22 protein-coding genes are annotated in these 16,963 nt (G+C 61.0%); 11 read left to right on the top strand and 11 right to left on the bottom strand.

Translation table 11 applies throughout. From position 1 onward, the window contains the following. Complete coding sequence (locus tag AX725_RS13980) at positions 1-615, top strand: hypothetical protein (RefSeq protein ID WP_060979796.1); 615 nt, start codon at positions 1-3, stop codon at positions 613-615. Between the two features lie 4 nt (positions 616-619). Further along, positions 620-1,363: an energy transducer TonB gene (locus AX725_RS13975; RefSeq protein ID WP_060979795.1), complete on the top strand. Its 744-nt coding sequence runs from the start codon at positions 620-622 to the stop codon at positions 1,361-1,363. Here AX725_RS13975 and AX725_RS13970 read toward each other — a convergent pair whose 3' ends face one another. The 3 genes from AX725_RS13970 to AX725_RS13960 form a co-directional block, all read right to left on the bottom strand. Beyond that, the gene (locus AX725_RS13970) at positions 1,364-1,819 is read right to left on the bottom strand and encodes a hypothetical protein (protein ID WP_066044257.1); all 456 of its coding nucleotides are present in this window, start codon (positions 1,817-1,819) and stop codon (positions 1,364-1,366) included. It abuts the gene before it with no gap. A 100-nt stretch (positions 1,820-1,919) separates the two neighbouring features. Beyond that, the gene (locus tag AX725_RS13965; protein WP_066044258.1) at positions 1,920-2,486 is read right to left on the bottom strand and encodes a GNAT family N-acetyltransferase; all 567 of its coding nucleotides are present in this window, start codon (positions 2,484-2,486) and stop codon (positions 1,920-1,922) included. Then, positions 2,483-3,160 (bottom strand): YgjV family protein, encoded by a 678-nt coding sequence (locus tag AX725_RS13960; RefSeq protein WP_060979516.1) that lies wholly within the window; start codon positions 3,158-3,160, stop codon positions 2,483-2,485. The genes AX725_RS13965 and AX725_RS13960 overlap by 4 nt, the downstream gene beginning before the upstream one ends. A 140-nt stretch (positions 3,161-3,300) precedes the next feature. On the opposite strand from AX725_RS13960, the gene AX725_RS13955 reads away from it, so the two are divergent. The 3 genes from AX725_RS13955 to AX725_RS13945 all read left to right on the top strand — a co-directional run bounded on the left by AX725_RS13955 (position 3,301) and on the right by AX725_RS13945 (position 6,481). Next, positions 3,301-4,584 (top strand): glycoside hydrolase family 130 protein, encoded by a 1,284-nt coding sequence (locus AX725_RS13955; RefSeq protein WP_060979517.1) that lies wholly within the window; start codon positions 3,301-3,303, stop codon positions 4,582-4,584. A gap of 183 nt (positions 4,585-4,767) precedes the next feature. After that, entirely contained in the window at positions 4,768-5,199 is a 432-nt protein-coding gene (locus AX725_RS21550; protein WP_230962526.1) for a hypothetical protein, read from the top strand. A gap of 346 nt (positions 5,200-5,545) precedes the next feature. Continuing rightward, entirely contained in the window at positions 5,546-6,481 is a 936-nt protein-coding gene (locus AX725_RS13945; RefSeq protein WP_060979519.1) for an NAD(P)/FAD-dependent oxidoreductase, read from the top strand. Between the two features lie 78 nt (positions 6,482-6,559). On the opposite strand, the gene AX725_RS13940 is transcribed toward AX725_RS13945, so the two are convergent. After that, positions 6,560-6,889 carry a hypothetical protein gene (locus AX725_RS13940; RefSeq protein WP_155646063.1) on the bottom strand — a complete coding sequence of 110 codons (330 nt, stop codon included), beginning with the start codon at positions 6,887-6,889 and terminating at the stop codon, positions 6,560-6,562. A gap of 192 nt (positions 6,890-7,081) precedes the next feature. Further along, complete coding sequence (locus AX725_RS13935; RefSeq protein ID WP_099046548.1) at positions 7,082-7,450, bottom strand: DUF305 domain-containing protein; 369 nt, start codon at positions 7,448-7,450, stop codon at positions 7,082-7,084. Between the two features lie 191 nt (positions 7,451-7,641). On the opposite strand from AX725_RS13935, the gene AX725_RS13930 reads away from it, so the two are divergent. The 4 genes from AX725_RS13930 (at position 7,642) to AX725_RS13915 (ending at position 10,101) form a co-directional block, all read left to right on the top strand. After that, complete coding sequence (locus tag AX725_RS13930) at positions 7,642-7,878, top strand: hypothetical protein (protein ID WP_060979521.1); 237 nt, start codon at positions 7,642-7,644, stop codon at positions 7,876-7,878. 202 nt (positions 7,879-8,080) lie between these two features. After that, positions 8,081-8,848, top strand: coding sequence for a MauE/DoxX family redox-associated membrane protein (locus AX725_RS13925; RefSeq protein ID WP_060979526.1), 768 nt, complete (start codon positions 8,081-8,083; stop codon positions 8,846-8,848). Positions 8,849-8,930: 82 nt separating this feature from the next. Beyond that, positions 8,931-9,620, top strand: a complete 690-nt coding sequence (locus tag AX725_RS13920) for a DUF2231 domain-containing protein (RefSeq protein WP_208598038.1) — start codon at positions 8,931-8,933, stop codon at positions 9,618-9,620. A 10-nt stretch (positions 9,621-9,630) separates the two neighbouring features. Continuing rightward, positions 9,631-10,101, top strand: a complete 471-nt coding sequence (locus tag AX725_RS13915) for a YybH family protein (protein ID WP_060979522.1) — start codon at positions 9,631-9,633, stop codon at positions 10,099-10,101. Positions 10,102-10,335: 234 nt separating this feature from the next. Here the strand turns inward: AX725_RS13915 and AX725_RS13910 are convergent, their stop codons facing one another. Together AX725_RS13910 and AX725_RS13905 are read right to left on the bottom strand one after the other, a co-directional pair. After that, complete coding sequence (locus tag AX725_RS13910) at positions 10,336-10,620, bottom strand: BrnA antitoxin family protein (protein ID WP_010339846.1); 285 nt, start codon at positions 10,618-10,620, stop codon at positions 10,336-10,338. Continuing rightward, positions 10,601-10,942: a BrnT family toxin gene (locus AX725_RS13905; RefSeq protein ID WP_231726934.1), complete on the bottom strand. Its 342-nt coding sequence runs from the start codon at positions 10,940-10,942 to the stop codon at positions 10,601-10,603. The genes AX725_RS13910 and AX725_RS13905 overlap by 20 nt, the downstream gene beginning before the upstream one ends. Before the next feature lie 162 nt (positions 10,943-11,104). Here AX725_RS13905 and AX725_RS13900 point away from each other — a divergent pair, with 162 nt between their 5' ends. After that, on the top strand, positions 11,105-11,722 hold the full coding sequence (locus AX725_RS13900) for a recombinase family protein (protein WP_015449304.1): 618 nt from the start codon (positions 11,105-11,107) through the stop codon (positions 11,720-11,722). A 9-nt stretch (positions 11,723-11,731) separates the two neighbouring features. Further along, positions 11,732-14,737, top strand: a complete 3,006-nt coding sequence (locus tag AX725_RS13895) for a Tn3 family transposase (protein ID WP_060979523.1) — start codon at positions 11,732-11,734, stop codon at positions 14,735-14,737. A gap of 33 nt (positions 14,738-14,770) precedes the next feature. Here the strand turns inward: AX725_RS13895 and AX725_RS13890 are convergent, their stop codons facing one another. The 4 genes from AX725_RS13890 to AX725_RS13875 form a co-directional block, all read right to left on the bottom strand. After that, positions 14,771-14,920, bottom strand: coding sequence for a hypothetical protein (locus tag AX725_RS13890; RefSeq protein ID WP_196490417.1), 150 nt, complete (start codon positions 14,918-14,920; stop codon positions 14,771-14,773). A 127-nt stretch (positions 14,921-15,047) separates the two neighbouring features. Then, entirely contained in the window at positions 15,048-16,118 is a 1,071-nt protein-coding gene (locus AX725_RS13885; RefSeq protein WP_066110638.1) for an AAA family ATPase, read from the bottom strand. 207 nt (positions 16,119-16,325) lie between these two features. Continuing rightward, a complete protein-coding gene (locus tag AX725_RS13880) occupies positions 16,326-16,562 on the bottom strand; it encodes a site-specific integrase (protein WP_066110640.1) in 237 nt (78 codons plus the stop codon). Between the two features lie 88 nt (positions 16,563-16,650). Further along, positions 16,651-16,905 carry a helix-turn-helix domain-containing protein gene (locus tag AX725_RS13875; RefSeq protein ID WP_449469943.1) on the bottom strand — a complete coding sequence of 85 codons (255 nt, stop codon included), beginning with the start codon at positions 16,903-16,905 and terminating at the stop codon, positions 16,651-16,653. Between the last annotated feature and the right edge of the window lie 58 nt (positions 16,906-16,963).

Here is a 16,963-nt window from a genome sequence, read left to right as displayed (position 1 = left end):
ATGCGCGTGTTTAGCCTGTCCCGGCTCGCCCCACGCGAACGCTACGTGATCGGCCTCTTTCGGGGGGCCGATCCGACTGCCACAACCGGCGAGTTGCCTGCCCTCTTCCATCAGCTCCGCCTCGCGGGGTCAGCCATCGGCTTTCGCCCGGCGCCGATCGGGTGTGTCTATGTGACCGGTCATGAGCTGTGCCTGCTCGGCATCATCGCCGGATTGCAGCGCGATAATCCCGGTATGGCCATCACGATCAGCAAGGCGGTCCGCCCGGTCGCGCTCGCCTGCGCGCGGCGCCTCGCCCACGACGGCGTTTACCTGACCCATGCAACGCTCGCTCGACTCGCTGGTCTGACCGAGATGTGTGAGGAGCTGTCGGTCTCGATTTCTCCGGTCACCAACCTTCCGCTCAAGCGGACACGGTCACCATACTTTCCATCGCCGGAGAGCTTGCAGGCAAAAGCGCTCGGCTTCGTGCGAGCGCGGGGTCATACATCGTTAGGTGATCTCGCTGGCTTCGGTGTCTCGCGCCAGGTCGTCAGCCTGATGTTCAAGCGGGGGCTGCTCGTGCGGGTGCGGACAGGCGTTTACCAGGCCGCTCCCGAGACCCTGCGTGAGTGATCGAATGAAGGTCATTGATCATGGTCAAGGCGAAGCTCCCCGAGAAGCCGATAAGCCGATAAAAGCGTCGCAGGAAGGCGAGATGCCCGGCCGGTACCAGCCAAGCCGGCAGCCTCGCTGGATCTCGATCGGCCTCATCGCCGCGATCCACGCGGCCGGGTTCATCGCGCTCCAGCATATGGAAGTTGGCAACGTCCGGCTCGCCTCGGCGCCTCCGCTGGTCGTCAACCTGCTTCCGCTCGATCCACCTCCACCGGAGCCGGTCACGCTACCTACTGAGAAGGTCATTGAACGAACACCGGAGCGCCAGCAGATAGTGGCGCCTCCCCCGATCGTGGCGATACCGACCGCGCCTGCCGCGGCTCAGTCGATCACGAAACTGGAGCCGACCCCGCAGCCACCGCCGGTCCAAGCCGAGGAAACCAAGTCCGCGCCGCCCCGCGATACCGAGACGATGGTGAACCTGAGCACGCGGCTCCTCTCAGCCGAGCCGCCCCGTTATCCCACAGAAGCGCGACGTCGGCGTGAAACCGGCACCGTCGTTCTCATGGTGGTCGTCAACGAGGAAGGTCGCGTAGCAGCCATATCGATCGCCGACAGCAGTGGGGTCGACCGGCTCGATAAGGCAGCTTTGAGCGCCGTGCGCCAGTGGCGATGGTCACCCACGATCATCGATGGTCGGCCAAGCGAGGTGCGAGGCCTGGTTCGTATACCGTTCGAATTAAAGGGTGCGCCCTCAGCAAGCTGATCAAAATCCGGTCTGAGCTGACATGTCACAGGATGTTTGAAGAAAGGTCATGGCGTCACTTGCACGTCGCACTGCGGCATTGTCGCCCAGATAGAGGTCGACGCCCTCGTAGGGTTGCACCCCGCCAACGATCTCAACTGCGGATTGCGGTGCATTCGTCGATATTCTGTTTCTCAAACCAACCGCGCGCGCCAGATCGATCCGAATAACGCTCTTGTCCGCCAGCGACAACGTGATCAGGCAATTGCCTTTGGTGGCTACGTTTGTCACCTGCGACACGCGCGCGAAGCCCGGCCAAGGCTTTGCTTCGGCCGTGCCACGGGTCAGCATATCCTGGATGAACTTGATCGCACCCGCCGCAGTCCTGGGTTTGCTCGCAGGCGCGTCCTGGGCGATAGCCGGGTTGGCCAACACGACCATCAGCCCCAAAACGATGATGCGCCGGACATTCAGCATAGCTACGGGCAGCCCGTGAGGAGCCGGCTGTGCTCGAGCGGAGCGACGGAGCTACGCACTTCCAAGATCGATCCTGGCCGCGGTCGGTCAGTTTTCATAATCATGCGCCCCATGATGTATGCTTCCGTGGCGCCACTTTGCTATTCCCCTCCGTCCGTACCGTGTCGCAGATACTATAACCCAGACGGTCATAAAGTGCCCTGGCTCGATCGTTCTGTATCGCCACCGAAATAATGATGAAGCGCAGTTTGCGTTCTTCAGCCCATTGTTCCGCAAGAGCGAGCAGCCGCGATCCGAGCCCGTTCCCCCAATATTCCTTGCGGATCGCCAGATCGAAGGATGCGAATTCCTCTGCTCCTTCTTCCCGCACTTGCCGGATATCGACATAGCCGACAATGCCATGCCCCGTTTCGATAAGAAAAATGCCGCGCTTTCCAAACCTTGTAGCCCGCAATTCCGATACGCAGCGTTTCACCAAGGCACGGGGGTCAGCGACGTCGAACACCATATGCTCGGCTTCGGTGCTCAACGCTGTTTTCAAAGAGGCAAGCGCCTTTGCATCACGAACGCCCGCCGCCCGGGCAATGAACCTGCGCGATGCGCTCTCACGCGCGCTCCCCTCGACGAAGCGGAGCGCGACCGGCACAGAGGCCGATAAACGGCTCATGCGCGCCGCTCCCGTTGCGCCGCGACAGAATACCGGTTCAACCTAGCGAGGCCCGCCCAGCTGAAACGCTGGCGGAAAAAGGCCCAGTAAACGACCCCTGCTCCTCGCGACGCCTTGCCTGAACCCTCGTCTCGCAGGCTCTTCCGCACCCCGAACGACGCTAGGCAAAGCCCCGCGATGTTGGTGAAGATAGATATGAAATCCACCGTGAGGGCAAACGGCGCGCCAACGATGATATTGTGCGCCAGCCAGAAAGGAGCCCCGATCAGGAAAGCTATTTTCATCCGTAAAGGCGATGGCTGGTTGCGCGCGGCCATGCTGACGATGCTGCCGCAGCCAGCGAGAAGCGATGATATGCCTGCCCATGTGAAAATAGCCAGCGTGACAAGGATGGCGAGGCTCGCGACGTTGAGCGCCAACCGCGTCCCACGATCCCGCACGGTCAACGCGATCAGCAGCTGCGCGAGCGAGATGCCGCAAGCCACCGCTGCGGTCGAGGCACCAAGGGCGGCGAATTGCAGTGCAAAGGCGATCGCGCCGACGCCTTGGACGATGATTACCCGACGCAAGCAGCGCAGGAATGGCCAGATAACAACGCACGCCAGCCCGATCATGCCCAGCAGAATGCTAGTCGCACCGCCAACGGTCATCGCTTCGGAAATCAAGGATGGCATGCTCTCTCGCGGGAATGAGGACGACACCCGCATAATGAAGATGCCTGGTTAATATTCCCTTCACAGTCCGCGATGCGCATGGCCTCGTTTAATTTGGCCAAGCCCGCCCATTCTCATGCCGCCATTCGAGAAAGCCTGACATGATCCAGCGCGCGAAGCTCCATTTTCCTCGTGTCACGCTGCGGCCCGACCCGTCGCGTACTTTGGTCAGGCCGTTCGAGCCCGGCTATCCGCAAGGCTTTGACGCTGGCACGACCCGCACCCAGGAGACGGTCGATCTGATCCTGTCGCTTGGCGAGGCGGAACTGACCCGCCAGTTGGAGGGCGTCACCGCGTCACTGGACGAGAACCACCGCGACGTCGACGCGATGCTGCGGCGGCGTTTCGACGAGGTCGCCGATCACTTCAAAGGTGCCGACCGCTGCGACGATGCGCGACGTCGACTGATTGGAGCCTATTTCAGCCAGGAATACGCCTATGAGAGCGCGGCGTTGTTCAATCCCAGCGCCGTGCTCCATCCCGACCAGAGCGACGTTACCGATGGTGAGGTTCGGATTATTCTGTCGCTGCGCGGGATCGGCGAGGGCCATCTTTCTTCCGTGACTTTCCGCACGGGGCGGTGGAAGCCCGGCGGCGCGCTGGTTGTGGATGATCCCAGCTCGGTGTCGATGCAGCCGATCATTGAGCGTGCCGATACGGGCGACGTGGTCCGCCTTCGGTATAGCGGCAGCGAAGACTTATCCGAGACCGTGCTGTTTCCCGTGCTGCCCAGCCAACGCCAGGGGATCGAGGACCTCAGGCTGGTTCGTTTTGACGAGGGTGAAGGCACGTTCGCCGATCATGGAACCTATACCGCGTTCAGTGGCGCAGAGGCGCGATCGGAGCTGCTGACCACGACCGATTTCAGCACCTTCGAGATGCGCGCGCTTACCGGCGATGCCTCGACGGGCAAGGGGATGGCGCTTTTCCCCCGTCGGATCGACGGCTTGTTCACGATACTGGGCCGTCAGGACAACAAGAATATCTGGCTGCTGGAATCTGACGACATCCTTCACTGGGCCGGCGGCGCCAAGCTGATCGAGCCGCGCTATCCGTGGGAGTTTGTCCAGATGGGCAATTGCGGCTCACCGATTGAGGTCGACGAGGGATGGCTGGTGTTGACGCACGGGGTTGGCACGGTGCGCAACTACTGCATCGGCGCATGCCTCCTCGACAAGCGCGACCCCTCGAAGCTCCTGGCGCGTACGCCGCGCCCGGTCCTGGCTCCCAGCCCCAAGCAGCGCGACGGCTATGTTCCCAACGTCGTCTACAGCTGCGGCGCGCTGCTGGCCGGCCACCACTTGTTGCTCCCCTATGCCGTCGCGGACAGCTTTACCGCGTTCGCGACCACGACGGTCGATGATCTGCTCGCAGCGATGGAGTGAGCAGGCGGCGTTTTGAGGGATTTTCGGGCCAGACGCGTATCTAATAATATTGGCGATGCTGCCGCGCCTGGTCTGCCGGCGTATCCGGCCGGCGCTTCGGGTTGGCAGCAGCGTTTGAGGCCGTGCATGCGCCTTGCAGCCTCAGCGACAGTCGTGATCCAGGCCAATTGATGGAGGCTCCGCATGTCACCGCAGATTTTAAAACTTTCGGCAATTTCCGGACTGGCAGCGGCACTTGGCGGTTGCGCGACGTATGGACAGCCAAGCCGTAATATCGCCTATTTCGCGGTGCCGTGTAACACGCCGGGAGCATTCGTAGCGCAGCCCTTGTCAGCTTTGGACGCGCCTCCAGCCACGCCGGTCCCGGCGACCCAGACGCAAGGTGTACAAGCTTGCCTGATCGCGGTGCCGGCCCGGGATCTGGCCTATAACGCGCGCTATCGGGGCGGCGGGGGTTATTACGATCCTTACTATGGCTATCCGGGCTATGGGTCGCCCTTCTACGGTTCGTTTGGGATCGGATTCGGACTCCACGGTGGTGGTTATGGGCACGGCAGCAGCTTTGGCCATCGCGGCGGTGGTGGTCATAGTGGCGGCGGTCACGGCAGTCATTGAAGCGCCAATCTGTTCGAGCTTGTTCGTACAGAAATCTCGGCCGCAGTGACACCATTCAACTTTGCTTGAATGGCGAGCCAAGACGCATTGATGGCGTCAGTGACCGCCAACGCACCGTGATGTTCGGCCGCCGACGCATCCGGCTTGCAGCCCGTCCCGGAGCTACGATCGATTAGCGGCGGAGCATCGTGGCCGCGACCCGCCATCGGACTTGGAACGGCGACCATAGGGCGTAAGCGGGGAAGGGATTATCCTGCGCGACGCTCGACGTGTGCGAGGGGTGAGCTGCCAGAGCGCGTAAACCTGAAGAGAGCGCGCGCTGGAGCCGGCTTGGGAGAATGGCTTTATGAGCACGGTAGCTGACGGGTCGACGTCGCAGGAAAAAGTGGATTGCATCATCATCGGCGGTGGCCCCGCCGGACTGACTGCCGCGACCTATCTCGGGCGTTTTCTTCGCAACTGTGTTGTCATCGACGCAGGCGCAGGCCGCGCCAGTTCGATTCCGCGCTCCCACAATCTGCCGGGCTTTCCGGACGGGATTGGCGGTGCGGACCTGCTGTCGCGGATGAAGCGACAGGCGCAAGCGTATGGTGCAACGATCCAGCAGGGCAGGGTGGTCCGCCTGGCGATCGTCGAGGACGGGTTCTCCGTCGCGACGGATGCGACGAACTGGCAAGCCCGTACCGTGATCTTGACGACCGGCGTTCGGAATCACCGGCCCTCGATGCCTCAGTCGTCGCACGACGCCGCATTGGCGCGCGGCCTGATCCGCTATTGCCCGGTGTGCGACGCATATGAGGCTAAGGGCGCCAATATCGCTGTGCTCGGCTGCGACGACCATGGCGCTGCCGAGGCTGAGTTCCTACGCCCATATGGTGCGCGGGTGACGCTGCTGGCGCAACGATCGCCCGAACTCTCGTGGCCGGACGAGGCGCGGCTCGTTGGACTTGGTGTCGAAATTATCAAAGAAGCGGTAGTCGAAATATCGATCGATGGCGATCAACTTGCGGTTCGACTGGCAGATGGGCGACGGTTCTCGTTTGACACCCTGTATCCGGCACTTGGCTCCTCGCCGCACACCCAGCTCGTCGCTGAGATGGGGGTAAAACTTAGCGAAGGCGGCTGCGTTATCACCGACGCACATCAACAGACCTCGGTCAGCGGTTTGTTCGCGGCCGGGGATGTCGTCGAGAGTCTGGATCAAATCAGTGTTGCAATGGGTCAAGCCGCGCAGGCAGCAACAGCAATCCACAACTTGCTCCGCCTCAGAGAGTCGGAGTAAGCCGATCCGAGATATTATCGGAAATGTATTTGCGATGCACGCACCCGATCCGATTAAGTCTCGGGATGAGAACCCAGATCAATGGCCGCGATAGTTGTCGTAGCCGCGTTGGTCGTGCCGATTATACCCGCGATCATACCCATGCTGTCGCTTGTAGGCATGTTGGCGAGGATAGTAGCCACTGTTGTTATAATAGCCGTTGCCATTGCCATTATAATGGCTGTTGCCAGTGTTATAACCATGCCCACCACGGCGGTTATAACCATGGTTGCCATACCCGCCTTGCTCATGACCAGCTCGGTTCTGCCAACCACCATGGTCGCGATCCCGGGCAAGCGCCGCGCTTGGCACCAGAACACCAGCTGTAGAGGCGACCAGCGCAACAGCCGCAAACATTTTGCCGAACATTTCTGTTCTCCTCATCGTTCAATCACGTGAGGTCTTGGTAGATCGTCCGCGTTGAAGCAGGTCTGAATGCATTTGTCAGCGACCGTTCACGCCAAGTCAGTGGCGAGCGTGTCATCTTTTCCCTCAGAGCCACGCGTGTGAGGGCTGGTGCCTGTCGCCACCCCTCACCGGACCGCGGGCGACAGTTAAGTATCAGCGCATCTTTGCTTGCAACTCAGCGAGCGCGCGCTGATTGTCATCGACGGTCTTTCGAGCCTCTGCCAACACCTCTGCGTTCTTTGTATGACGCATGATAATCTGTGACATCTCGATCGCGCCGCGGTGGTGAGCGGCCATGCTCTTCATCCATGCCTTGGCAGGATCGGGGTCCATCATCCCCTGCATCATCGCCTGGTTCATGCGGTCCATCGCGGCCGAAAGCTCTTTTTGCGCTGGCCCCATGTTCTGCATGCCCTGCATCCCGGGCATAGCCATTCCGCCCATTTGCGAATGTTGGGCAAGTGCCGGCGTGGCGGTGACGGTCGCTGCGGCGATGCTCATCATACTGAGGAGACGAATCATGCTGTTTCCTTTCTTTGTGGTTCGATCCTTAACGAGCAAGCGGCAGTCCGGTTCATCTGGATTGGGTTAGGCCGTAATTGTCGCTGCGATTGTCATGCTTCAGGCCGGCGAGGGCAAACGCCTCCCGGCGCGTATCATCTTGTAGGCAGGACGGTTGCACCGCCGCTGGCCTAGGCACGATCGGAGACGTTATGACCAAGATGAATATCGCCGTGAGGCTCCTTCAGACCGCAGCTGCCATCGGTATCGCCACTGCCGGGATCAGCGCCGCGTCGGCGCAGTCAAATGGCGGCTCGATGGCCGGGATGAAAATGGCGCCCGGATCGAAGATGGACGTGAAGAGCAAGAAGGCCGCTCCGAAGAAGGCCGCTCCAAAGAAAGCAGCTCATCACAAGGGTGGGCATCCCGAGGCAGGCAAGCACAAGTAAAACGACGGTAGCTGCCAGCGGATTGTCGGGAGCGATTCCAGCGGCCCGCTGGCATCCCGGGACGGCATGGTCAGGGCCTTGAATGTGCCCTTTGGCGACCCTGGAAGGTTGTTCCGCAGGCGCCTGCGCCATGACGATTCAGTGGATGACCTGGGGGTATTCGCTCGCACTTTGCAGGCGGAGAAAAGAAGCGGAGATGCACATGACTAGCGGCGCGGCCAGGCGGGCAACCACCTACCGGATGGTGACGGCCGAACACACGTGTCCTTACGGTCTTAAAGCAAAGGACCTGCTGCGGCGCGAGGGCTACGCGGTCGAGGATCATTGGCTTACGACCCGCGAAGAAACCGATGCCTTCAAGGTGGAGTATGGGGTGAAGACGACCCCCCAGACATTTATCTCGGGCGAGCGAATAGGCGGCTATGACGATCTGCGCCGCTTTTTCGGCAAGACGGTCAGCGACCCGAAAGCTGTCTCCTACCGTCCAGTGATCGCGGTCTTCGCGATGACGGCGCTGATGGCGCTTGCCACGAGCTATGCCGTGTTCGGCACCCCGTTCACGATCCGCGCAGGCGAATGGTTCATCGCCTTCTCGATGTGCGTCCTGGCGCTGCTGAAGCTCCAGAACATCGAAAGCTTTTCCAGTATGTTCCTAGGGTACGATCTGCTCGCCAAACGCTGGGTGCCCTATTCCTACATCTACCCGTTTGCCGAAGGTGGCGCGGGCGTGCTGATGATCGCGGGCGCTCTGACCTGGCTATCGGTGCCGGTTGCTCTCGTCATCGGGACGATCGGCGCGGTGTCGGTGTTCAAGGCTGTCTATATCGATAAACGCGAGTTGAAATGCGCTTGCGTGGGAGGGGATAGCAACGTGCCCCTCGGCTTCATCTCGCTGACCGAGAATGTGATGATGGTGGCCATGGCGATGTGGATGGCGCTTGCTCCGGGCATGCTGACGATGGCCGGTTAGAGCCTCGGTCAGATCACTGATCGATCGGCAACAGTCCAAAAACAATACGAGCGATAAAATCACTCAAGACGAGGAAAATGTTATGATGCGATCGGCAAAGCGGTTGACAATGATAGTGCTGGGCTTTGTCGCGCTGTCGACGGGCTCGCTTGCGTTCGCGCATGAAGATCATGACGCGCTGGGCGCAGGCCCCGGGGTGGCCAATAGCACAGCCCCCGCCAAGGCAGATGATCACATGGACATGGGCTCGATGACGAGCCCCAGTATGAATATGGCCGGTGACGAGATGGCGATGGGCGGCATGCACGATGAGGGCGCCAACAAAAACAAGAGCTTCGGCGAGCGCCTCGTGAGCTGGCTCGGCCGCGTCCATACGATGGTCATCCATTTCCCAATCGCACTGTTCATCGGTGCATTCGCGGTCGAGCTGTTCGGGCTATGGCGCCAGAACCGCGATTATCAGCGGGCGGCGCACGTCATGCTCGTGGTCGGAGCGCTGGGGGCTATCGTGGCGGCGTTCCTCGGCTGGTTCGCTGGCGGCTTTTATCTATCGGACCGCAACCCTATTCTGATGACCCATCGCTGGCTTGGTACCTCGATCGCGGTATTCGGAATAGGCCTTGCCTACCTGGCTACAGCGCACCGTAGAGCACCCGACCGATCGCGTACTGTCTACTGGGTGCTGCTCGCTTTGATGACGCTGGCAATATCGGTACAGGGGTTCCTGGGGGGCACGTTCATGCATGGCGGCCTCAACCATCTTGCGTTCTGAAGGGGGAAAGATGATTTTTGCTTTGAGGGTGGCTGTGGCCACGTCGCTGGTAGTGCCGATTGCGGTCGCTGCGCAGCCTGCATCGCGCATGGTGGACACGAAAGCCGTGGAAGCGGTGCTGTCTGAGTACAAGGCGGCGATCGAGAAGCTCGACGCGACCGGGACAGAACGTCTCTTCGCGGCCGACTCCCAGATTTTCGAAACGGGCGGCTCCGAGGGGACCTATGCGACCTACCTCGCCCATCATCTCGGGCCGGAGCTGGCGGCGTTCAAATCGTTCAAGTTCTCAGACTACAAGGTCAGCGTCCGTTTCGAAGGTTCGGTCGCCCTCGCGACCGAGAGCTATCGCTACAGGATCGAGCCGAAGACCGGGGCTGTTGCTGAACGCCTTGGCGTCGCAACCAGCGTCTTGCGGCGCGTGGGAAGCAGCTGGAAGATCGTCAGCATGCACAATAGCGGTCGCACGCCGAGAGGCGCCTGATCGATCAGCGTCGTTGATCCCAAAGCTTTCGGGTATCAACGACGCGGTAGCTACTGCTTCTTTGCTGGATCCGGCGTAGTCGGCTCCGGAGCCGTGCTTGTCGCGGAATTAGTCGGGTGATCGTGTTCAAGGATACCCGCATAATGGTTCATCTGGTCTTCGGAAACGTTTGGCGTCTCATCTTGGGGTTTGAGTAGCAACGGAACAGAAAACCTACATAAGCCAAGCAGCCGCTTATCTCCGGTCCGCGTTGTCATGGACATAACGGCGCAGCACGCGGTTTATTTCGGTCTGGTATCCCCCCGATTGCGCGTGATCCTTGAACCAGCTCACCACATCGGTATCGAGCCGCAGGGTAACGGGTTTTTTGCGCGGCTTGTAAAGACCGGGACGCTTTGCCAAAGCCCAATTCTCAATCGGTGCCTCGGGAATATCCGCCGTGTCGATGTCAGTGTCAGGCATGTCCACTAGCTGCGCAATTTGGGCCGCTATGTCAGCCTCAGTCATCTTGTGCTTCATAACGTTTCCTTTCATCGGCTGTCGCTTTTCGGGCGCTGATAATACGTATGCTGTTCTCATCGTCACCCGTGGGGAGCGTGTGGACGACCGTTAAGATCAATATGCCGCGTACCAAGCCAATCGCGTGCCAGCGTTCTTCGTCGTTTTCATAGCGATCAAACACGATGATATGGGCGGGATCATCCCAGACCAGCTCAGCCAGCTCGAATGCGACATGGTGCTTGCGCAGGTTGGCAGCGGCCTTGTCGTCGTCCCACTCAAATATCACAAAACTTCCTGTATTGACATTATCGTGCATACATTGCTCGAGGGCCAGATGCAACGCTGAACCATGCGGTCACAACAAACCCCGGTTTGATGCGAAGCGGTCCGACGAACGCGATCGACCCACTGGACGGCCTTCAATCTCACATCTACCCGTCCAGAAACCTATAGCCGGTAAACCCATCGTTCGATAGATTGATGCAAGAGGGAGCGGGCGTCGATGCTGATCGGGTACATGCGGGTGTCGACGGGCGAGCAGAATCTCGATCTGCAACGTGATGCGCTCGATCGTGCCGGATGCAACCGGATCTTCGACGACGTTTGCTCGGGCCGTACGACCGAACGGCCTGGGCTCGACAAGGCAATCGATATCATGCGTGATGGCGACGCTCTTGTTGTCTGGAAGCTCGACCGAATTGGACGGTCGCTGCCTCACGTCGTCGGGCTGGTCGGAGATCTGCAGAAGCGCGGCGTCGGCCTGAAGGTGCTGACCGGCGATATCGATACGACGACCGTCACGGGCCGGTTAGTGTTCGGCATCTTCGCAACCCTGGCCGAGTTCGAGCGCGACCTGATCCACGAGCGCACGATGGCAGGGCTGGCTGCGGCCAGGGCCCGTGGCCGCGCGGGCGGGCGGCCACGGGTGATGACGAAACAGAAGTTGAAGGCCGCAATGGCGTTGATGGCAGACCGCGACAATGCCGCGCGCGACGTCGCTGTCCAGCTCGGAGTATCGGTGTCGACACTCTATGCCTATGTCGACGCCAAAGGACAGCCGCGAGAGCGGGCCAGCGAACTGTTGGCCAAGCGCGGGACCAGATCCGCGGCAGCGGCATAGCGTGAAGCGGTGCCAGTCAGCTTTCTCTCGGACGACCAGGCACTGCGATATGGTCGCTTCGTAGGCGATCCGACCTCGGAACAGCTGGCGCGGCACTTTCATCTCGACGATGCGGACCGGGCGTTCATCGGCGCACACCGCGGCGACCACAACCGGTTCGGTGTCGCGGTGCAGCTTGGCTCGTTGAGGCTGCTCGGCACTTTTCTCGAAGATCCGGCGCAAATACCTGCGTCCGTCACGCGATTTGCTGGCGACCAACTGGCGATCGACGGATCGGCCGAACTAATGGCGCGATATTGCGCGACCAAGGGACGATGGCGGCACGGCCCGCGCATCCGCATTCATTATGGCTACCGAGTCTTCTCCGATCCCGGCGTCGCGTTCCGATTGCATCGTTTCCTGTATGCGCTGTGCTGGACGGGCACCGATCGACCGTCGGCCCTGTTCGACGCAGCCGCGACATGGCTGCTCGAGTTCAAGGTGATGTTACCGGGATTGTCCGTCCTCGAGCGCGATATCGCACGGGTCCGCACGCGAGTCGCCGCGCACGTCCATCGCCGCCTGGTCGACAAGCTGACGTCAGAGCAACGTACCCGGCTCGATACGCTCGTCGCTGTTGCCGAAGATGGACGGCAAAGCCCGCTCGATCGACTCCGTGATGGGCCATATCTGCAAAGCGGCCCTGAGATCAGCCGGGCCATCGACCGACTGACCGAAATCCGTACATTCACCACAGGCTTGCCCGAACTCGACCGCGTACCGCCCGGCAAGGCCGCCGCATTAGCGCGATTTGCCGGCGCCGCGAAAGCGCAGGCCGTCGCCCGGTTGCCGGACGATCGCCGCGCGGCGACCCTGGTTGCCTTCATCCGGACGCTTGAAGCGTCGGCCAGCGACGATGTCATCGACCTGTTCGACGCCGTGTCGACCAAGATGTTCTCCAATGCGCGCATCAACGCCAAGGAGGCGCGGATGCGCTCACTGCGCGATCTCGACGCCGCATCGCTCCGGCTTCGCGATGTCGGGGCGGTGCTGCTCGATGACAGTATCGGCGACACCGAGGTCCGCGCAGCCGTGTTCGCGCTCGTCGACCGGGCAGCGCTGACCGAGGCCGTCGCGCAGGTGAACCTGCTCGCCCGGCCGACCGACGAGAGCTACTTCGTCGAGTTGCGCCAGCAGACTGGCACGATGCGCTATCTGCCGAAGATGCTTGCTGGGCTCGATCTTGCGGCGGCGCCAGCGGGGCAGCCGCTGTTGGACGCGGTCGATCACCTGCGGAGAGTTCACCAGGGTGAAAAGCGCCGTGGACCGGTACCAACATCTTTCGTACCCAAGGCCTGGGCCCGCCAGCTGAAGACCGCGGACGGTGCATTCGATCTGATCGGATACCGGCTTTGTACGCTCGACCGACTACGCCGCGCCATCCGTCGCCGCGACGTCTTTCCCGTTCGCTCACTTCGCTATGCCGATCCTCGCAAGGGCCTACTGACGGGAGCTGGCTGGGAGGCGGCGCGACCGACGGTATGCCGCACGGTCGGCGTGGCGGTCGCTGGCGACGAGGAAATCGCCAAACTTTCGGCGCGGCTCGATCTTGCCTACCGCGAAACAGCCGCGCGCGTGCCGGACAACGATGCGGTGACAATTACGAAGACCGCGAGCGCCGCCGACCTATCAATCGCACCGCTCGATAAGATCGACGAGCCATTGAGCCTCACCAACCTGCATAATGCGATCGATGCGCGACTGCCGCGGCTCGATCTCCCCGAGCTGATCCTGGAGATGCACGCGCGAACGGGGTTCGGGGCAGCGTTCACTCATGCCAGTGAGGGCAATGCGCGCGCTGAGGATATAGCGACCACGATCTGTGCAGTGCTTGTCGCGGAGGCAACCAATACCGGGTTCGAGCCGCTTGTCCGCTCGGAGGTCCCCGCCTTGCGCCGGTCGCGGCTGAGCTGGGTGAAGCAGAACTTCATGCGGGCCGAAACGCTGACGGCGGCCAACGCGCTACTGGTCGCCGCGCATAACAGGATTCCACTGACCCGTGCCTGGGGCGGCGGCGAGGTCGCCTCGGCCGATGGGCTGCGATTCACCGTGCCGGTCCGCACGATCCACGCCGGCCCGAACCCGCGCTATTTCGGGCGCGAACGCGGCGTCACCTGGTACAATCTGGTTTCCGACCGTTTTTCCGGGCTGAATGCCGTGACGGTCCCCGGTACGTTGCGCGACAGCCTCCATCTGCTGGCGGTCGTGCTCGACCAGGAAACCGAATTGCGGCCAAGCGAAATCATGACCGATACGGCCGGCTATACCGACACGATTTTCGGCGTTTTCTACCTCCTCGGGCTCCAGTTCTCGCCGCGCATCGCCGATATCGGCGGCGCGCGGTTCTGGCGTGTCGATGGAAAGGCCGATTACGGTGTGCTGGACGACCTCGCGTCGAACAGGATCAACACCAAGCTGATCGTCGAGCACTGGGATGACCTGCTGCGCCTGGCCGGATCGCTGAAACTCGGCGTCGTGCGCGCGACTGGGCTCACCCGTGTCCTTCAGACCAACGATCGCCCGACCAAGCTAGCGCGCGCGCTCCAGGAACTTGGCCGCCTCATCAAGTCGCTCTACATGCTGCGGTTCATCGATGACGAAACCTACCGGCGACGCATCCTGGTCCAGCTCAACCGGGGCGAGAGCCGTCACCAGCTCGCCCGCACCGTATTCCACGGCAAGCGCGGTGAGCTTCGTCAGCGTTACCGCGAAGGGCAAGAAGATCAACTCGGCGCGCTTGGGCTCGTCGTCAATCTGGTCGTGCTCTGGAACACGATCTACATCGACGCCGCGCTCAACCAGCTCCGCACCGAAGGTCATGTGATCCTCGACGAGGACGTCGCGCGCCTCTCGCCGCTCGGCTCCCAACACATCAACATGCTCGGGCGCTACGCCTTCACCATCCCCGACATGGTCGCGCGCGGCGAGCTGCGGCCGCTCCGTGATCCCAGCGTCACGGGCATCGACGATGCCTGAAGCCGCGCCTTATGTAGGTTTTCTGTTCCGTTGCTACTCAACCCCCGGAACAAGGAGGTAGGCAACGGGCTCCTTGTCGTTGTCGCTGCCTAACTCCTCCTCGTCGATCAGTTCGAGGCCGGGCACGCGCTGAACGGCTGCGGCAAAATTGTTCACCGAGCCCCGGACTTCGAAGACGAGCAATCTCTCCGGTGCCAGGGCAGCCGGATCAGCACGCAGTTCGAGACCGCCCGGATCTCGCGCCAAAGCCTGGGCCAGGCGGTCGAATTTCGGGGCAAATGTGGCCTGCTGGCGATCCCGAGGGAAAGATTCAGGTGGTCGGGGAAATTTTTGCTGACCGGCGGGACGTTGTCTTGATTGGTCTGGCGTCAGCCTCAGCAGGGGCTTGGTTGGATCGCTCGCCATCTACATTCCCGGGCCGTACGCGCGATTTCCATAGTTCAAGCTCTGTCTCGAGCGCATCATCGATCCCAATCTCCCCCAAACCCAGTATCTGCCTGCGCCTCACATTCTGGCATAGGTCGAGCGCCTCGGCATAACTTACTTCGCCAAGGCGGGTCGCGAGCTTCTGTACATTCATGCGCGGAGTTTCAGGCCAGCCAGAGATGACCCTGTCCAAAAACACTTCAAGCAGTTTGCGATCAGGCTGCGGAAAAGCCAACCGCATCTGAAAGCGACGCCATACCGCGCGATCAAGCAACTCTGCATGATTAGTAGCCGCAACAACTATAACATACGGCGGCAATTGATCGAGTTGCATGAGCAAGAACGAGACCACGCGCTTGATTTCGCCGGTTTCATGGGTGTCGCCACGCTCTTTACCGATAGCATCAAACTCGTCGAAAAATAGGACGCTCGGCTGCGTGCGCACATAATCGAACAGTTTGCGAAGCCGGGCGTTGGTCTCACCAAGGTAACTGCCGATCAAAGCATCATAACGCACAACGAAGAATGGTAAGCCCAGCGCTTCCGCGATTGCCTCAGCAAAGGACGTCTTCCCGTTTCCAGGAGGCCCGGAAAGCAGAATTCGATGCCGTGGCTCATAGGCATGTGCGCGCAAAACATCAGCCCGCATGTGCTCTTCGATCAGCTGACGCCCATTCTCGCGCGCCGGCAACGAAAGGAGCAGATCATCAAATCTAACCCGCGCTTCGATTTCGATGATCGTGTCTCGACCTGGCCCGACCTGAGGCTGGGAGGTCGTGAGAGGCGGCGGCGTTACCGGCACGGTGCTTAGTGCGCGTTCGATGCGATCTGCAACGATGTGGTGATTTTTGGCTCGTTCGTCCGCCGCAATGGCCTCGGCCGCTGCGCGCAGCGTCTCACGGTCGCCAGCAACGCTGGCGCGAACAAGCGAGACGAGATGATCAGCGCGGGCCATTTTCTATGTTTCAGTCACTCAATCGGCAGGATCAAAATCGACTACTCGGGGAATCTAATGAAATTTTCCTGCGGTGTAATCAATTATTCGCGATCCAGCCCTAGCAGACCGAGCACGATAATGCCTCTGCCATATGTGACGCTCCGTAAGGGTACCTGAAACCAGGGACCATCGTGGAGCAAGCCAGCATTCCATAGCCTAGATTCTCTATAGAAAGCTCTCACCGGCGTGGTTCTCGAACAACGCGGCATCGCGAACATAACCGAGGAGCACCTCCACCTTCTTCTGACGCGATACCTCCTGCATCTTGGGCAGCGAGGCTCCGGCCTTGGCCGCCTCGGTCAGGAACCCTGAGCGCAGCGAGTGCGCACCGACTGCGGCAGGATCGAGCCCAACCTTTTCGGCGTAGCGCTGGATCAAGCGGGCAACCGAGCGATCTGACATCGGCTCCTTTGTCATCATCCCTTGTGGGCGTCACCTCAAGCTTTGTACGCTGAACAACGATTTTCCGGACATAATGTGAACATTGGTGTCAGGCAGCGGCGCGAAGGTACTGGTAGAGGGTTTCGCGGCTGATGCCCATGTCGCGCGCGATGGTCGCCTTGCGTTCACCGGCGGCAACGCGGCGGTGCAGATCGGCAATCATCTCATCCGAGAGCGACCGTTTCCGCCCCCGATAGGCGCCGCGCTGCCGAGCGATCGCAATGCCTTCGCGTTGCCGTTCGCGGATCAGGGCGCGCTCGAACTCAGCAAACGCACCCATGACCGAGAGCATCAGATTGGCCATCGGGGGGTGACTACACGAAAGTGACGTATCTGCACGGAAAGGGCGAACGGATAGCGAA

It is taken from the genome of Blastomonas sp. CCH9-A1 (assembly GCF_001557175.1).
In the GTDB taxonomy this organism is placed as follows: Bacteria; Pseudomonadota; Alphaproteobacteria; order Sphingomonadales; family Sphingomonadaceae; genus Blastomonas; species Blastomonas delafieldii_A.
This window is presented reverse-complemented; position numbering and strand designations above follow the sequence as displayed.

Bases quoted from the DNA above. Each gene is read 5' to 3' on its own strand.
- AX725_RS13925 (WP_060979526.1), top strand. From the start codon at position 8,081: ATGACTAGCGGCGCGGCCAGGCGGGCAACCACCTACCGGATGGTGACG.
- AX725_RS13915 (WP_060979522.1), top strand. From the start codon at position 9,631: ATGATTTTTGCTTTGAGGGTGGCTGTGGCCACGTCGCTGGTAGTGCCG.
- AX725_RS13935 (WP_099046548.1), bottom strand. From the start codon at position 7,450: ATGATTCGTCTCCTCAGTATGATGAGCATCGCCGCAGCGACCGTCACC.
- AX725_RS13965 (WP_066044258.1), bottom strand. From the start codon at position 2,486: ATGAGCCGTTTATCGGCCTCTGTGCCGGTCGCGCTCCGCTTCGTCGAG.
- AX725_RS13920 (WP_208598038.1), top strand. From the start codon at position 8,931: ATGATGCGATCGGCAAAGCGGTTGACAATGATAGTGCTGGGCTTTGTC.
- AX725_RS13975 (WP_060979795.1), top strand. From the start codon at position 620: ATGAAGGTCATTGATCATGGTCAAGGCGAAGCTCCCCGAGAAGCCGAT.
- AX725_RS13930 (WP_060979521.1), top strand. From the start codon at position 7,642: ATGACCAAGATGAATATCGCCGTGAGGCTCCTTCAGACCGCAGCTGCC.
- AX725_RS13900 (WP_015449304.1), top strand. From the start codon at position 11,105: ATGCTGATCGGGTACATGCGGGTGTCGACGGGCGAGCAGAATCTCGAT.
- AX725_RS13945 (WP_060979519.1), top strand. From the start codon at position 5,546: ATGAGCACGGTAGCTGACGGGTCGACGTCGCAGGAAAAAGTGGATTGC.
- AX725_RS13885 (WP_066110638.1), bottom strand. From the start codon at position 16,118: ATGGCCCGCGCTGATCATCTCGTCTCGCTTGTTCGCGCCAGCGTTGCT.
- AX725_RS13910 (WP_010339846.1), bottom strand. From the start codon at position 10,620: ATGAAGCACAAGATGACTGAGGCTGACATAGCGGCCCAAATTGCGCAG.
- AX725_RS13970 (WP_066044257.1), bottom strand. From the start codon at position 1,819: ATGCTGAATGTCCGGCGCATCATCGTTTTGGGGCTGATGGTCGTGTTG.
- AX725_RS21550 (WP_230962526.1), top strand. From the start codon at position 4,768: ATGTCACCGCAGATTTTAAAACTTTCGGCAATTTCCGGACTGGCAGCG.
- AX725_RS13875 (WP_449469943.1), bottom strand. From the start codon at position 16,905: ATGGCCAATCTGATGCTCTCGGTCATGGGTGCGTTTGCTGAGTTCGAG.
- AX725_RS13940 (WP_155646063.1), bottom strand. From the start codon at position 6,889: ATGTTCGGCAAAATGTTTGCGGCTGTTGCGCTGGTCGCCTCTACAGCT.
- AX725_RS13955 (WP_060979517.1), top strand. From the start codon at position 3,301: ATGATCCAGCGCGCGAAGCTCCATTTTCCTCGTGTCACGCTGCGGCCC.
- AX725_RS13980 (WP_060979796.1), top strand. From the start codon at position 1: ATGCGCGTGTTTAGCCTGTCCCGGCTCGCCCCACGCGAACGCTACGTG.
- AX725_RS13960 (WP_060979516.1), bottom strand. From the start codon at position 3,160: ATGCCATCCTTGATTTCCGAAGCGATGACCGTTGGCGGTGCGACTAGC.
- AX725_RS13880 (WP_066110640.1), bottom strand. From the start codon at position 16,562: ATGTCAGATCGCTCGGTTGCCCGCTTGATCCAGCGCTACGCCGAAAAG.